Genomic DNA, 15,346 nt, shown 5'->3' with positions numbered 1-15,346 from the left:
TTGGAGGAATGTAACGTGGAAAAGCAGGAATTAAAAAGGGGACTGAAAAATCGACATGTACAGCTTATTGCCATTGGCGGTACGATTGGTACAGGTTTATTTTTAGGTTCCGGTAGGGCCATACAATTAGCAGGCCCATCTATCATATTGGCTTATTTAATCGTAGGAATTGCCTTGTTTTTTGTTATGAGGGCATTAGGGGAACTGCTTTTATCAGATGCAGGGTATCAATCATTTACCGACTTTGCCGCTGATTATATTGGACCATGGGCAGGCTATGTAACTGGTTGGACCTATTGGTTTTGTTGGATTATGACAGCAATGGCAGATATCATCGCAGTAGGGTTATATGTACAGTATTGGTTCGATATTCCGCAATGGATGCCGGCATTAGGCTGTTTAATCCTATTATTAGGACTGAATTTATTAACTGTTAAGCTATTTGGAGAGCTAGAATTTTGGTTTGCCATTATTAAGGTAATTACGATTCTTGCATTAATTCTTATCGGAGTCATCTTGCTATTCGTTGGATTTCAAACGGAAACAGGAACTGTTTCAGCTAAAAATTTATGGGAATTTGGCGGTCTATTTCCAAATGGGATTTCAGGTTTCCTTCTATCATTTCAAATGGTTGTATTTGCTTTCGTTGGTGTTGAACTAGTTGGTGTATCCGCTGCTGAAACGTCAGATCCGAAGAAAAATATCCCATCTGCCATCAATAAAATTCCATTGAGAATTCTGTTTTTCTATATAGGAGCACTTATTATTATATTAAGTATTAATCCATGGGAACAATTGAATGCTTCGAGCAGCCCTTTTGTACAGGTGTTTAGTTTAGTAGGTATTCCAGTTGCAGCTGGAATCATAAATTTTGTTGTCTTAACATCCGCAGCTTCAGCATGTAACAGTGGATTATTTTCAACGAGCCGAATTCTCTATAATTTAAGCAGTCATAAACAGGGACCTGCAAAATTTTCAATGTTAAATAAAAATCATGTACCAAGCAACGCATTGTTTACCTCGGCGTTTGTTCTATCGATTGGTGCTTTATTGAGTAAGCTAGTTCCGGAACAAGCATTTAGTATTGTCACAACGATTAGTGCTATTTGTTTTATCTGGGTATGGAGCATTATATTAATTTCTCATATAAAATATCAAAGAACACGTCCAGATTTACGGGAAAAGTCTAGTTTCAAGGCACCGTTGACACCATTTATCAATTATGTGGTACTTTTGCTTTTTGTATTTATTTTAGTCATTATGTTACTCGCTGAAGCAACACGACTAGCGCTACTATTGACGCCAGTATGGTTTATCCTATTATTTATCGTTTATTCATTAAGAAAAAGAAAAATGACTAATCTCTCAAATGAAAATAACATAGAAACAGGTACTATTGCGCAATAAAAAAATAGGTAACTAGCAAAAAAACTAAAAGGTGAAAAGAAGCTCGCGAATAGTTGAGCTTTTTTTTATTAACCTCTATCAAATAAGTGGAGGACTTCTGTACCTGTCGCAAGCTTTCGGTACAAAAATCATTTGCTGAATGAAGTTAAAAATTTATTACTTTCTAACTCAATATGAAGGATGTTAGGGTGAGATTAGAGAAGATATGTAGTAGATATGAGCTGAAGTAATTGTTCCATATATCTCAAAAAAATATATGAGGAGAATGTATATTATTTATAGAAGGAATGTGTCATATGAATAAGGAGCTATTAATAGATACAGATACTTGTTATAAGTTGGCTAAGCAGAAGGCTGCTAGTTATTTTTATACATTAACTGAGCAAGTGGTGCAGCAGACTTATGTTCCCGTCCTGACTAAAGATTTACAAGCCTGGAAGCAGAAGCATATTCAACGTTCCTTTCTATCTCTGTTATCGCGTCGAAAGAAAAAAGAGACTTCACAGGGATATTATCACTATATTCAGTGGCTTGACTACACAGGAAAGCTGGATGATTACCTGGATCGCAGTATATCTTATATTTACCTGAGAGATTTAGGAAAAGATCTTAAGTCAGATGAGACAAAGAGAAGAATTCGGGATGTGGTGGAAAATCTAAAAGAACATCTCACAGAGACTAAGGATGAGGAAGCTTCTACTGATACATACAGCATGGCAAGTCTTTATCGGATGGCTGAGAAGGAAGGCGTCGAATTAGCTATGATCTGGCTGGTTCAAAAGCTGAAAACGGTATCTGAAAATATCCCGAAAGGGCTTGATGCAGAGCAAGCCCAGCGAAAGCTAATCAAAATCATCGCTGGGGTCATCATGCTAGAGCTGGAGGAGAGGAGCGGTCAGGAGTCTCCTGAGGAACGAACCCGTAATTTGGATAGGGCCATACGGCTGGGTTATTGCTACGGTCTAACTTATCCCTTTATCGATGATCTCCTCGATGCAAATATCTTATCTGCTGCTGAGAGGAGGCGATATTCTGATTTGATACGGAGCACCCTGACAACAGGAACAGTACCAGAATTAGGTGAGTGGGAAGGAGAAAATGCGGCATATATTCGCTTCATTCACGCGGAGCTGCGTGAAGCCTTTGAATATATGAAGGTCAACCAGCGTAAGGAAACGAGAACTCGTTTTTTCGAGCAGGCCTATGTATTTTTTCGCTCGCAGGAGGAGGACCGCAATAAGGATTTATCGAACCAACATTACAGTAATAAAGAGCTGTTTTTGCCGGTCATTTTAAAAGCAGCCTCAGCCCGATTGATTATTCGTACGATCATTAGTGCACCGGAGGATGAGGGCTTTGACAGCCGGACCTTTTATTATGGAATCTATAATCAGCTTGCCGATGATTTTACAGATATGTTTGCTGATCTGGAGGCAGGAGCGGTTACTCCCTATACGTATTATTTGAAATATCATGAAAAGCGTCGAGATTTGATAAACCCATTTGAATTATATTGGACCGTCATTTTTCACTTAATCCATCATGTTTATCATTCAGACTCCAAGACCTGTGAAGTAATGCTAGACAGAGCAATTAACAGCCTGAAACGCTTTAAGGCGCGGGTGGGTAGTGAAAAATATCATGAAATCATGACGATTTTCACAGCGGGGATTCCGAAATTCAATCGTGTTATTCAAAAAATGGTAGATAAAGCAGATGATGTTGATTTCTTTGATAAACTGCTTCGTGATCACATGATTACCATTCTCAAAGAAGAACAAAAGGAGCAGCAGGAATTTAGGGATACAATTGAAGCCGTACGCCATCAAATCAATAAGTATCTGCCTTTACCTAAAAATCAAATTTCAGCATTTATAAAGGAGGGGATTGTGGATGCCGCCAACTATAGTCTTTCAGGTGATGGGAAGCGACTGCGACCGATTATTACATGGGTGATGGGTGTTAGGGGATATGGATTAAAGGAGTCAGACATCATGCCGCTTCTAAAATCATTGGAGTATATGCATACATCCTCCTTAATCTTTGACGACCTCCCTTCACAGGACAATGCGCCAATTCGCAGGGGACGGCCCACATTACATCAAGTGTATAATATGGCAACAGCTGAGCTAACAGGTCTTTTTCTGACACAGAAGGCGGTGGAGGAACAGGCTTCACTTGACCAATTTGATGCAAAAATAGTCCTTTCACTGATACACTATTCGGCTCAAAAGGTTGAAGAGATGTGTGAGGGACAGGCAATGGACTTAAGTTCCATCGGCAGTCCACTGACATTAGAGGAGCTGACGATTATGTCCTTTTATAAAACCGGTATTGCATTTGAAGCTTCCTTGATTATGCCTGCCCTGCTTGCCAAGGCTAGTGAAACAGAAATAGCAGCCTTGAAAGAATTCGCCTATCATGCAGGCATTGCATTTCAAATCAAGGATGACCTTCTGGATGCAGAAGGTGACCAGGCGATAATTGGAAAACCTGTTGGGAAGGATGTTGAAAATCATCGTTCAACCTTTGTCACTGTCCTAGGAGTCGATTGTGCCAAGAAAAACATGTGGGAGCATTACTGCCTTGCCTCGGACGCTTTGCAGGAAGTACCGCGTAACACCAGCTTTTTGAAGCATCTATTAAACTATATTGTGAATCGGGATCATTAACTCTATTTTCAAAGGAAGGAATGTTTGAAAATGAGCTTATTAGATATTTATTTACAAAAGAACGGAAAAACACGGTACGATGTATTTGAAAAAACTGGAATTAGTTATCATTTGTTCTCTAGCGCAAACCATAAAAGTGTCAGCGGTTATTCGATCAAACTCATCGAAGCAATGGCTAAAACAGTAGAGAAAAGTGAAGGAACGGTTCTCGATGAATTATTACAATTAGAGGACGAGAATGCATACTTTGAAGTTTTTAATGCTGAAGATTTACTATTAGCATTAAAAAATAAGGAAGAATACATTCTAATTAAGGGCGAATATAAAAAAGAAATGGTAGAAATCGCAAAGTCACAGCTTACGGATACAGAAACATTAGGTATAGAATTAGGCTCTGCTGGTATACTAGCTGTTATGGCAGAATTAATTTTGAAAGTAGTAGATATTTTCAGTAATAAAGATGATGACCTAAAGAAAATTGAAAGCCAAGTCCGAAAGTATAAATTTAAAAAGGTAAATGAAAATGAAATTTTATTATACTTAAAGCAATTAGATTACTAAGAGCTTTTTAGTAAAAAGACCAAGGAACTCCATACGTTCTTTGGTCTTTTCTGTCAAAGTGTATTGATAGCCCTACGTCAACCTCTAAATTGTCGCGCTAATTCAACCGGATGTAGACAGGTCATGGACTCAGACATGATACAAAATCCCTTCGCGCCCGTTGCGATAAGGTCTTTAACATGATCTTTTTTGATTCCACCTATGGCAAATACCGGGATACTAACCGTATCACATACATCTTTGAGAAAGGAGAGTCCTCTTGGAGGAACTCCCTTTTTACTATCTGTTGAATAAATATGTCCAGCAATTAAGTAAGTAGCCCCTAATGCTACTGCCTCTTTAGCTTCTTGTACTGAATGAACAGAGGCTCCTATTACGCTAAATGGATGTAACTTGCTTTGATATTTCCTCAAATTCTCCATAGATAATTGAATATGGTCTAATTCCAGCTTAGCAGCGACAGAAATGTTTTGATTAATGATGAGCGGAACATTGTGATGTGCACATATGTCTTTCACCTGACATGCTAATGCTTCATATTCATCAAGTGCCAAGTCTTTCTCTCGAAGCATAATGGCATGCGGCTTCCCTTTAGCTAATTGATTGACTTGTACTAAAAAGTCCTGTTTACAGAGGTTCCGATTGGTCACATAAATCAGCATAAAAGATTGCCACCTAGACTCTGATGTAGTCGGAATAGACCGGCTGCAGACTTTTTTGGACAAGCATGTCGTGGACTTCTTCAACACTTCGTTCATCAGAAATCTCAAACTGCTGATCACCCTTTTGTTCTTCCTCATGGCCGCCGACACCGACATTTACACCTGCTGACATTTTCGTTGCCACCATACCAGCAACATGATCACGAAACCCTTCTCTTTCGCGAGTAGAAATCGTAACACCGGCAAATGGCATAAACAAGCGGTAAGCCATCATCACCTGTAAAAGCTGCTTTTCGTGTACATCCTTTGAATTATTATCCGCATTGTTAATATATGGACGTATCCGTGGGACGGAGAAGCCAATTTCAGCATGCGGGTACTTTTGTTGGATTAATTTTGCATGCAAACCAGCGGCAAAGGCATCCTTACGAAAATCATCTAATCCAAGCAGCGCCCCGAAGGAAACACCGCGCATGCCGCCTAATATTGCCCGTTCCTGAGCATAAAAACGGTAGGGGAAAATTCGCTTCGATCCCCATAAATGAACCTGTTCATATTTATCAGGGTTATAGGTTTCCTGATAAACAGACACAAAATCCGCACCGCATTCACGTATATATGCGTATTCATCAACATTTAAAGGATAGATTTCAATGCCGACTGTTTTAAAATATTTTGCTGCTAGCTTAATGATTTTCCCGATATATTCAACATCTGATTTGTAGCGAGATTCACCAGTAAGGAGTAAAATTTCTTCTAAACCTGTAGCGGCAATCGCTCTCAATTCATCCTCTGCTTCATTTGGGTTAAGGACGGCCCGTTGAATTTTATTTGTCGCTTTAAACCCACAATAGACACATTCGTTCTCACAATAATTTGCTATATATAAAGGTGTAAAAAGGGTTACGCTATTCCCGAAATGCTTCTTTGTTTCCGCCATTCCCTTTTGAGCCATTTCTTCTAAATACTCTAATGCAGCAGGGGAGAGAAGCACTCCAAAGTCCTCCAATGATAACTGGTCTTTGGCTAGAACTCTCTCAACATCACGTCCTGTATAAAGGCTATAATCATACTTTTCTACTGTTTTTAACACCTGGTCCATTAAATCAGATTCTATAATCTCCATGCCTTCCTGGTACTGCATATGATCAACTTTTTTTCTACTCATTTGCCTTCATCCTCCAAAAATCCTGTTAATGGACTTGAGGCTTCTGCTTTAAAATCGAGCACTCTTCCTAAACCGGCTAAATAGGCTTCGCGTCCTGCCTTTATTGCTCGGTTAAAAGCGCTTGCCATCATGGACACATCGCTTGCTGTTGCAACGGCTGTATTACACATGACGGCAGCTGCACCCATTTCCATTGCTTCACAGGCCTGCGATGGGCGGCCGATTCCAGCATCAACAATAATTGGTAAGTCGATTTCATCCACTAAAATTTGAATGAATTCCTTTGTACACAGACCTTTATTACTTCCAATCGGTGAACCTAGAGGCATAACAGCACTAGCTCCCGCATTGACAAGGTCTCTGGCTGTATATAAATCTGGGTACATATAAGGCATGACAATAAATCCCTCCTTTGCCAGCAATTCGGTAGCTCTCACTGTTTCTTGGTTATCAGGCAGTAAGTATTTTGAATCGGAAATAACCTCTAATTTAATAAAGTCCCCACAGCCAAGTTCTCTTGAAAGACGGGCGATTCTTACGGCTTCCTCTGCATTTCTTGCACCGGAGGTATTCGGAAGCAAGGTAATGTTTTTCGGAATATAGTCAACGATATTCTCCGCACTACCTGTATTCGCTCTTCTTAAGGCTAAAGTGACGATTTCAGCCTCACCAAATTCGATAACGGCCTTCATGATATCGAGGGAAAATTTACCTGACCCTAGAATAAAACGAGATTGAAACTCATGTCCACCGATTGTTAATGTATCTTTTTTTAAAGTCTCTTTCATGAAAAAATCCTCCTTATACTTCCTCTTGTCCTAATAATAAGCGCAGAATCATATTAGCCTGGTGGCCGGCACAAATTTGCACTCTTGGTGCCATTAGACCTCTACCGACCCTTGCTTCATTTTCTAAATCTCCACATAGGTATAATTGTTTTATCGGTCTTCTTGTTTGGATTAAATTAGAGCTGTCATAACCTGCCATCCCTGATCCGGAGACAATTTTACAATCAGGGAGCTGCTCCAATGCCGTATTTACCAGCATCGCTTTGGCATTTGGTTTGTCAAAGGCCTCACAGATGACATCGTAGCCCTCAAAGAGCTCTTTCACATTGTTCTCTGAAATTCTAACGATTTTAGTCTCGATGGTAATAAATGGATTAATCTCTTCTATTTGCTCTTTAAGGGCGGCTGTCTTGGGCATTCCCAGGTGTCTGATGTAATAGCTTTGCCTGTTAAGATTACTAGGCTCAACAATATCAAAATCAACTAGAAACAGATGTCCAACTCCAATTCTCGCCAGCATAATAGCGATATTCGATCCAAGACCTCCTAAGCCAGCGATGGCAACCTTTGCTTTTTTAACTCTTTGATGGACATATGGCGTATGCCTCGCCATCATCAAGCTTTCTAATTCCTCTTCCATAGGCATGACGCCTTTGCGAATAATAGAAACAATATCATTTTCAGTTAAGGGTGAATCTTGATCGATTTGAAATCCATTTAAGATCACAATATCATCTGGACTTCCAATCCCTTCTCTTACTTGGAATGCCGTTTGATAAGTTGTTTCCTGTTCTTTTCCATTGAGGATAATTTTCATGCTGATCAACCTCCGCCTACAAATTTAACGATTTCTAAAGTATCTTCTTCTTTCAAAATGACATTCTTGTATTCTGCTTTAGGAACAATATTTCCATTGCATTCAACGGCAATTTTCGTTAAATCATAGTCTTTTAAAGTTAAAAAATCATACAAAGATTGCTCCTTCTCTAATGCGATAGATATCCCATTTACCTTCATTTTTCCACTTCCTCTCCAGAATTCCATAAAAAAAAGCACAAAAAGGGTAACACCCTTTCGGTGGTGCTCCCCATTTTGTGCTTCGTATTATTAATAATTATTTAAATTATATAAAAATGTTATCTTGTAGTCAATCACAGATTAATCTATTACTTTTGTGATTTTATAAATATTTTCTGAATACTTATGTTACAATAGCAATAAAGACTGTTAAGAAAAGCACTAATAGATTGATTCCTGATAAATATGGTTATGAAGCAGTAAGACAAGCTTTGGAAATGGATAAGCTAAGGATACTCTGCGGTACTGTAGTTTATGGATGAAAAAATAGTAGCAATTTTACTGTCGAATTGGTTTTTGACTATAGGTAGTTTTCCTTATTTGTTTGACCTTTTAATATATCCTCATAAATTTCTGGCTTGTCTATTTATGTGATATTCATCACTAGCTTCAGCATTTCGGTTTATATCCTTCCTTGAACTCATGACGAATCATATTTTCCCCTATTTAGTTTTTTTTCTAGCAGTCGCCCCTGCTTTTTTTGAGCAGAATCATTTTATATGGAGGTGCTGCCCTTTGATAGCCGTTCAATGCCATTTTTGTTGTGCAGGCAATATTGAATGAGCTATACGGTAGTAGATGTCTACCGTCAGAAAAAGTGAAACTATAATGGGAGGTCATTAAATTGAATACTAAAGGTGAAGGAGCGAATAGGAAAGGATTAATTGACAAGAAAATTTTTATACCATCTATCCTCATCATGATGGCAGTCAGTGTACTTTTCTCCATGTATGAGACAGAATCTCTTTCTATATTAAATCGGGTCTTTGATGTAATTGTGGAAACGTTTACGTGGGGGTATATCTGGTATGCGATAATATTAGTTGCAGCAGGTCTATTTTTATCGTTTTCAAAATATGGAAATATCGTTTTAGGAAATCCTACAGAAAAGCCGAAATATACTTTATTTGAGTATGCATCCATTCTCATTGCTATGGGTCTGGGTTCTACTATTATGAGAACAGGGATGATTGGCTGGACAAAGGTTGCGATTGATCCGCCCTATAGTGCCGAAGCACAATCAGCCGAAGCGTTGTTATGGGGAAGCTCATACAGCATGTTTTTATGGAGCTTTCAGGTGTTTGCGATTTTTGTTATGGCCGCACCGGCAATCGGATATGTTTTACATGTCAGAAAGAAGCCATTAATGAGAATCTCGGAAGCCTGTCGTGCAATCCTGGGAAATAAATTTACTGATGGCATTGGCGGAAAATTACTGGATGTTATTTTCTTAATTAGTATCTTATCGGGAGCAGCCGTTACCTTAGGACTGGGAGCACCAATTATTACATATAATTTAAGTAAGCTTTTCGATATTGAGGTCACGTTTGGACTAACGATGATTGTCACGATTATTTGGGTCATCCTATTTACGATCAGTGCCTATTTAGGTATTGATAAAGGAATAAAAAGGTTAAGTACCTTTAATATGTATATGGCAGGTGCATTTGCCTTATTTATTATGATAGCAGGACCGGGTATCTTTATATTAAATTATTTCACGGATACCATCGGCTTTTTATTCTCACATTATATTGATATTTCCCTTTATACAAATTCACTAGATTTAGAGGGATCCACGTATATGGAGCGAAACACAGTGTTCTGGTTCGCATATAGTGCAACATGGGCAATGCTCCACAGTATTTTTGCCGCTAAAATATCCAAGGGCAGGACGATTAAAGAAATGATTTTAACCTATTTATTAGCCCCGACACTCATTTCTTGGTTAGCAACCGGTGTACTCGGAGGGCTTGGCGTTCATCGATATCTAACAGGAAGTGTTCCTGTCTTAGATATTGTCAAGAAGGACCCAATGGCAGCGATACCGGAATTGTTGGCAACATTACCTCTCCCTGCCATTGCTATTACAGTTTTTATCATCGTAGCAACGATTTTCCTAACTACGACACTAGACTCGACAACGTATACGATTGCAGCTTATACAAGTACAAAAAATATGAGTAAAGAGGATCCTTCTAAAACATTAAGAGTGATAGTTGCCGCTATTGTGACCATTTTTGCCTTAATATTAATGAGAATTGGCGGTCTCGCCCCACTGGAGGTTCTTTCAGGTCTTATGGGGATACCGATAATCTTGATTCAGTTCTTAACCATTTATGCCGCTAAAAAAATGATGGACGAGGATCAAGCGTGGAAATATAATGTGAGAAATAAAAATACTGTAAGAAAGCAAACAACGAGGAAAATGGAAGAAAGAGAGAAAGAGGAAAAAGTAGTAAACTTCTAAGACCTTGTGTAAAAAGCTCAACCATATGGTTGGGCTTTTTATTATGGGTAAAACTTATTAATTTGCTTATCTGTTTTTGATGTTTATAACCCCTTGTATGTCGAAATTTGCAAGAATAGGGGAGTTTCTGTGACCTAATGGGGAAATTCCCCGATGTAGAAAGTTTGTTCAGTTTCTTACAATAAGGTTAAGGAATTGTTGGGAATAAGGAGGATTTACCATGCAGACAAATATTGAAGCAAATGCTAAGGCAAAGGTAAAAAAGGAAAATGGAAAATCAATTAACAATGCTTTTGCCTCGCATTTTGCTAAATCTATGTTTCTAGCCGTTTGTGGACTAGCAATCTTAACGTTTATTGGTACTAGAATGTTTACTCATATTGATTTAAATCTATATGGCTATATGGTGGGAACACTCGTATTTATTGGAGGTTTCTTCTATCGATTTATTGCCTGGGGTGAAAGACCGCCGACAAAAATCATCATCAAAAAGGGTCTTAAGCTGCTGTTTAGAAAATCAACACCACAAACATCTGTAGAGCACCTGGCTACATACAGATTTATCTGGAATAGGGGAATTTACCGATGGACCCAGCATGCTTTGATTGGTTGGGGCTGTGTTCTTGCTATTTTAGTCACCTTCCCGCTTGTGTTCGGTTGGATGTACTTCACGATGAATGATAATGGCTACTACAACATTATTGTTATGGGTGTAAAAGTCTTAACTGTAGAGGCTACTGGCCTGCTTGCTACGTTATCTTATAACGCATTAAACATCTCAGCTGTCATGGTTATTACTGGGGTAACGATGGCTCTATACCGCCGCTTGAAAAATATGCAGGCACGAGCAGAGCAAAAGTTTTTATACGACTTTGTTCCATTATATTTGCTGTTATTAGTAAGTTATACAGGTTTAGCCCTAACCTTTATGAATATGTTTTTACACGGTGCAGGACAGCCTGCGATGTCTTTAATCCATCAATGGTCGGTTATTATTACCTTAATTTATCTTCCATTTGGAAAGCTAGCGCATATTCCATTCCGTCCTATGAGTGTCTTGGCAAGAAACTACCGTGAACACTACGGAGAGCAATCCATGAAAGAATGTAAGGTGTGCGGTGATGAATTTGTTTCTGTAGAACAGTCAAAAGACGTTGTTGATGTTCTAGGAGTGAACGATATCGAGTTTAAAACGAAGGAAGGCCACCATCTTGCAGAGCTGTGTCTTCCATGTCGAAGAAAGTACCGGATTGCGCAATTCTCCGGTTTCCCTACCCATGAAGTAAAAGTGAAGGAGGCAAACCAGAATGCAAAGGGATAAGTTTTTTAGAGAAATAGAGAATGTCAGACATCCAAATGAAACCTTAATCAAAACGCATTGCTCCTATTGCGGGATGCAATGCGGGATGAACTTAAGAGTAAATACAAAAACGAATAAAATTATCGGGGTTGAACCTCGTTATGACTGGCCTGTAACACATGGAAAGATGTGTCCTAAAGGGGTTACAGCCTACCAGCAGACAAACCATGATGATCGTATTTTAAAACCGCTTATTCGTGATGATGCTTCGCTGAAAGGAACGAAAGAGGGCTTTCGTGAAGCAAGCTGGGAAGAAGCATATGATTTAATTGCGAAGAAGTTTACCGAGCTGCAAAACAACTATGGAAAAGATACACTGTCTGTTTTCAGCGGTGTATCAATGACAAATGAAAAATGTTATTTAACAGGCAAGTTTGCCCGAGTGGCACTTGGTACACGTTATATCGATTATAATGGACGATTCTGTATGTCAAGTGCGGCCGGCGGCTTCCTTCGTTCATTTGGTGTGGACAGAGGTTCCACATTACCATGGACAGATATTCATGAAACAGATTGCTTATTCATTGCTGGTAGTAACACAGCAGAATGTCATCCAACTTCCATGTTCCGTGTGTGGCATGTACAGGAAAGAGGGGGCTACCTCATTGTTGCAGATCCCCGCGAAACAGCGCTAGCAAGAAGAGCCGATGTACACCTTGATTTGCGTCCGGGAACAGATCTTGCACTTGCGAACGGTATTTTAAATCTATTAATCCAAAATGGTTATGCGGACGAAGCGTTTGTTGCGAACCATACAAACGGATTTGAAGAAACAAAAGAGCTTGTAAAAGAGTTTACTCCAGAATATACGAGTCAGCTTACAGGCGTTGCTCCGGAAAAAATCATCCGTGCAGCAGAGATTTACGGAAAAGCTCCGAATGCTGTCGTGATGTTTGCCCGCGGTATTGAACAGCAGCATAAGGGTGTTGATAATGTTTCTGCCTATACGAATATGGCTTTAGTAACTGGTAAAATCGGACGTCCAAAAGCGGGTGTTGCGACTTTTACTGGTCAAGGAAATGGACAGGGCGGACGAGAACATGGTCAAAAGTCAGACCTATTACCAGGCTATCGTAAACTTACCAATCCAAAACATGTAGAAGAGGTATGTGAGGTATGGGGCATAACACCAGAGGAAATGCCGCAGCCAGGGGTATCAGCTTATGAGATGTTTGAGTTGATGGAACAAAAAACCATCCGCGGCTTGTATCTGTTATGTTCAAATCCAGCCGTATCTGCGCCAAATCTAAACTTTGTTCGAAAAGCACTAAAAGGCTTGGATTTCATGGTATGTGCTGACTTCTATTTATCGGAATCAGCAGAGTTTGCCGATGTCATCCTGCCATCTGTTACTTGGTCAGAAGACGAAGGAACCGTGACAAACTTAGAAGGTCGTATCATTAAAATTAACAAAGCACAGGAACCAATCGGCGAATCAAAGCCGGATTGGCAAATGCAGGTAGAGCTTGCCGAACGTCTAGGAAGAGGAAAATACTTCTCTCACTTGAAAACAGCAAAGGATGTAGCTGATGAATTCAGATTAGCCAGTAAAGGCGGCTATGCGGATTACTATGGTGCTACTTGGGACAAAATCGATAAACAAGATGGAGTATTTTGGCCATGTAAGGATGAAAATGATCAAGGAACACCTCATATGTTCTTAGATAAAAAATTCTACCATCCCGATGGAAAAGCGAAAATTTGTGCTTTGCCTTACCGTCCGCCGGCAGAGGAGCCTTGTGAGGAATATCCGCTTCGCTTAACGACAGGTCGTGTTGTTTATCATTATTTATCAGGGAATCAGACAAGACGTATTCAGTTCTTACGTGATATGTGCCCGGAGCCATATGTCGAGGTGCATCCTGAAACAGCAGCAAAATATAATATGGAACATGAAGAAAGGGTCCGCTTGTTTACAAGAAGAGGCGAGGCTATTTATAAAGTGAAAATAACAGAAGCAATTAGAAAAGATACTGTTTTTGTTCCGTATCATTTTGGTCACGAACAATCTATTAATCTATTAACCATTGCAGCGCTTGACCCGATGTCACGGATGCCGGAGTTTAAGGCTTGTGCAGCTCAATTGGAAAAAGTTGAAGTAAAGAAGGTGCTATAAGTGCAAAAAAGGCTATATATCGAATTAGAAAATTGTATCGGCTGTCGTTCTTGTCTAGCCGCCTGTACACAGTGCGGTGGACATGAAGAGCGGAATCGAAACTATGTATATGATGTAAATCCTCTTAAGGACCGACAGACGATGCCGCTTATGTGCCTTCATTGTGTAAACCCGGCATGTGCAAGGAGCTGTCCGGCCCAGGCAATCCAAATTCACGAAACAGGTGCCGTTCTATCCGCATTAGTGGAAAAATGTATTGGCTGTCAAAACTGTACGATTGCCTGTCCATACGGCATACCGAAGTTCGATACCGAGCAAAACCTAATGTATAAATGTGATTTATGTATTGACCGGACAAAGGATAATATCCCGCCAATGTGTGCGAGTGTCTGCCCAACCAACACGCTTCAATGGCTGACAGATGAAGAGATTGAGAATAAGAAACAACAATTCAACCTGGATAATGATATGTGGGTGACAAGCCTGCCATATCTTGAAGGCGAAACGAATGTAAAAGTCAATTTGCCTGGTATTTTACAGGGTACAACAAAGCTGTTCTAGGAGGTAATCAGATGCCATCGGATAAAAATAATAAAATTCCCTTTAATGAGGATAATTATACACATAATATTGAGCGGAATAATGAAAGAAAGCTAGATAGACGCGGATTTATGAAAACCCTAGTGGGGGCAGCGGGTGCATTTGCTGTTTCCTCCCTTCCATGGGGAGCTGTAGCTGCCAAGGAATTGATGGGGCTTGGCGATAAGGAATATCCGCATCAAAAGATTACAGATATCAGTGACATTCCTGTTGGTGAAGCAGTCGAGTTTGCTTTCCCTGGTGAACATGATGATGCCCTATTAGTCAGATTGGCAGAGAATAAATATGTTGCCTATCAAAATGCCTGTACACATCTTCGCTGTCCAGTGTTTTGGAAAAAGGAACAGAATGTCATGTTGTGTCCTTGTCACCATGGTAAATTTGATGTTGAGACAGGCGTTCCGATTGCAGGACCTCCGCGTCGTCCTCTTCCTGAGATTCAGTTAAAGGTTGAAAATGGAGCAGTTTATGCGGTGAGGGTGAAACGTTATGAAGCTTAGGGTTTTGGGTGTAGCCGTACTATGCATCATTTTGATGCTGAATGTCATTTTTACTCAGTACATGGTTCATCAATATTATTATGAAAACTATATTAATACATTAATCTTTGGGGGATTAAACATTTTTCTTTTCCCGACTGCAATATTTGTATACAAAAAAACGATAAATGCAAAGGCGTGAATC

General features: G+C 39.6%; 14 protein-coding genes. 9 read left to right on the top strand and 5 right to left on the bottom strand.

Annotation, left to right across the window (positions count from 1 at the left end; all coding sequences use genetic code 11):
* Positions 1–15 precede the first annotated feature (15 nt).
* The 3 genes from BQ5321_RS20705 to BQ5321_RS24515 all read left to right on the top strand — a co-directional run bounded on the left by BQ5321_RS20705 (position 16) and on the right by BQ5321_RS24515 (position 4,640).
* Positions 16–1,407, top strand: coding sequence for an amino acid permease (locus tag BQ5321_RS20705; protein ID WP_071396281.1), 1,392 nt, complete (start codon positions 16–18; stop codon positions 1,405–1,407).
* A gap of 287 nt (positions 1,408–1,694) precedes the next feature.
* Entirely contained in the window at positions 1,695–4,079 is a 2,385-nt protein-coding gene (locus BQ5321_RS20700; protein WP_200798716.1) for a polyprenyl synthetase family protein, read from the top strand.
* Positions 4,080–4,109: 30 nt separating this feature from the next.
* Positions 4,110–4,640 carry a hypothetical protein gene (locus BQ5321_RS24515; protein ID WP_071397004.1) on the top strand — a complete coding sequence of 177 codons (531 nt, stop codon included), beginning with the start codon at positions 4,110–4,112 and terminating at the stop codon, positions 4,638–4,640.
* Between the two features lie 77 nt (positions 4,641–4,717).
* Here BQ5321_RS24515 and BQ5321_RS20690 read toward each other — a convergent pair whose 3' ends face one another.
* From BQ5321_RS20690 to thiS, 5 genes are read right to left on the bottom strand one after another with little or no spacing between them, the layout of a single operon-like run.
* Positions 4,718–5,302 (bottom strand): thiamine phosphate synthase, encoded by a 585-nt coding sequence (locus tag BQ5321_RS20690; RefSeq protein WP_071396279.1) that lies wholly within the window; start codon positions 5,300–5,302, stop codon positions 4,718–4,720.
* 13 nt (positions 5,303–5,315) lie between these two features.
* A complete protein-coding gene (gene thiH, locus BQ5321_RS20685; protein ID WP_071396278.1) occupies positions 5,316–6,470 on the bottom strand; it encodes a 2-iminoacetate synthase ThiH in 1,155 nt (384 codons plus the stop codon).
* Positions 6,467–7,258: a thiazole synthase gene (locus BQ5321_RS20680; protein WP_071396277.1), complete on the bottom strand. Its 792-nt coding sequence runs from the start codon at positions 7,256–7,258 to the stop codon at positions 6,467–6,469. Before BQ5321_RS20680 ends, thiH begins: the two co-directional genes overlap by 4 nt.
* 13 nt (positions 7,259–7,271) lie before the next feature.
* Complete coding sequence (gene thiF / locus BQ5321_RS20675; protein WP_071396276.1) at positions 7,272–8,075, bottom strand: sulfur carrier protein ThiS adenylyltransferase ThiF; 804 nt, start codon at positions 8,073–8,075, stop codon at positions 7,272–7,274.
* 5 nt (positions 8,076–8,080) lie between these two features.
* Complete coding sequence (gene thiS, locus BQ5321_RS20670) at positions 8,081–8,275, bottom strand: sulfur carrier protein ThiS (protein WP_071396275.1); 195 nt, start codon at positions 8,273–8,275, stop codon at positions 8,081–8,083.
* Between the two features lie 685 nt (positions 8,276–8,960).
* Here thiS and BQ5321_RS20665 point away from each other — a divergent pair.
* The 6 genes from BQ5321_RS20665 to BQ5321_RS20640 all read left to right on the top strand — a co-directional run bounded on the left by BQ5321_RS20665 (position 8,961) and on the right by BQ5321_RS20640 (position 15,343).
* Positions 8,961–10,586 (top strand): BCCT family transporter, encoded by a 1,626-nt coding sequence (locus BQ5321_RS20665; RefSeq protein ID WP_071396274.1) that lies wholly within the window; start codon positions 8,961–8,963, stop codon positions 10,584–10,586.
* A gap of 280 nt (positions 10,587–10,866) precedes the next feature.
* Positions 10,867–11,907 carry a hypothetical protein gene (locus BQ5321_RS20660; protein ID WP_071397003.1) on the top strand — a complete coding sequence of 347 codons (1,041 nt, stop codon included), beginning with the start codon at positions 10,867–10,869 and terminating at the stop codon, positions 11,905–11,907.
* Positions 11,894–14,062 carry a molybdopterin oxidoreductase family protein gene (locus BQ5321_RS20655; RefSeq protein ID WP_071396273.1) on the top strand — a complete coding sequence of 723 codons (2,169 nt, stop codon included), beginning with the start codon at positions 11,894–11,896 and terminating at the stop codon, positions 14,060–14,062. The genes BQ5321_RS20660 and BQ5321_RS20655 overlap by 14 nt, the downstream gene beginning before the upstream one ends.
* Positions 14,063–14,623, top strand: a complete 561-nt coding sequence (locus BQ5321_RS20650) for a 4Fe-4S dicluster domain-containing protein (RefSeq protein ID WP_071396272.1) — start codon at positions 14,063–14,065, stop codon at positions 14,621–14,623. It begins immediately after the preceding gene.
* A gap of 11 nt (positions 14,624–14,634) precedes the next feature.
* Positions 14,635–15,162, top strand: coding sequence for a QcrA and Rieske domain-containing protein (locus BQ5321_RS20645; protein ID WP_071396271.1), 528 nt, complete (start codon positions 14,635–14,637; stop codon positions 15,160–15,162).
* Positions 15,152–15,343, top strand: a complete 192-nt coding sequence (locus tag BQ5321_RS20640) for a hypothetical protein (protein ID WP_071396270.1) — start codon at positions 15,152–15,154, stop codon at positions 15,341–15,343. The genes BQ5321_RS20645 and BQ5321_RS20640 overlap by 11 nt, the downstream gene beginning before the upstream one ends.
* The last annotated feature ends 3 nt before the right edge of the window (positions 15,344–15,346 follow it).

It is taken from the genome of Bacillus tuaregi, from assembly GCF_900104575.1.
In the GTDB taxonomy this organism is placed as follows: domain Bacteria; phylum Bacillota; class Bacilli; order Bacillales; family Cytobacillaceae; genus Bacillus_BD; species Bacillus_BD tuaregi.
The sequence above is the reverse complement of the archived record's forward strand: the minus strand, read 5'-3'. Positions and strand labels throughout refer to the sequence as shown.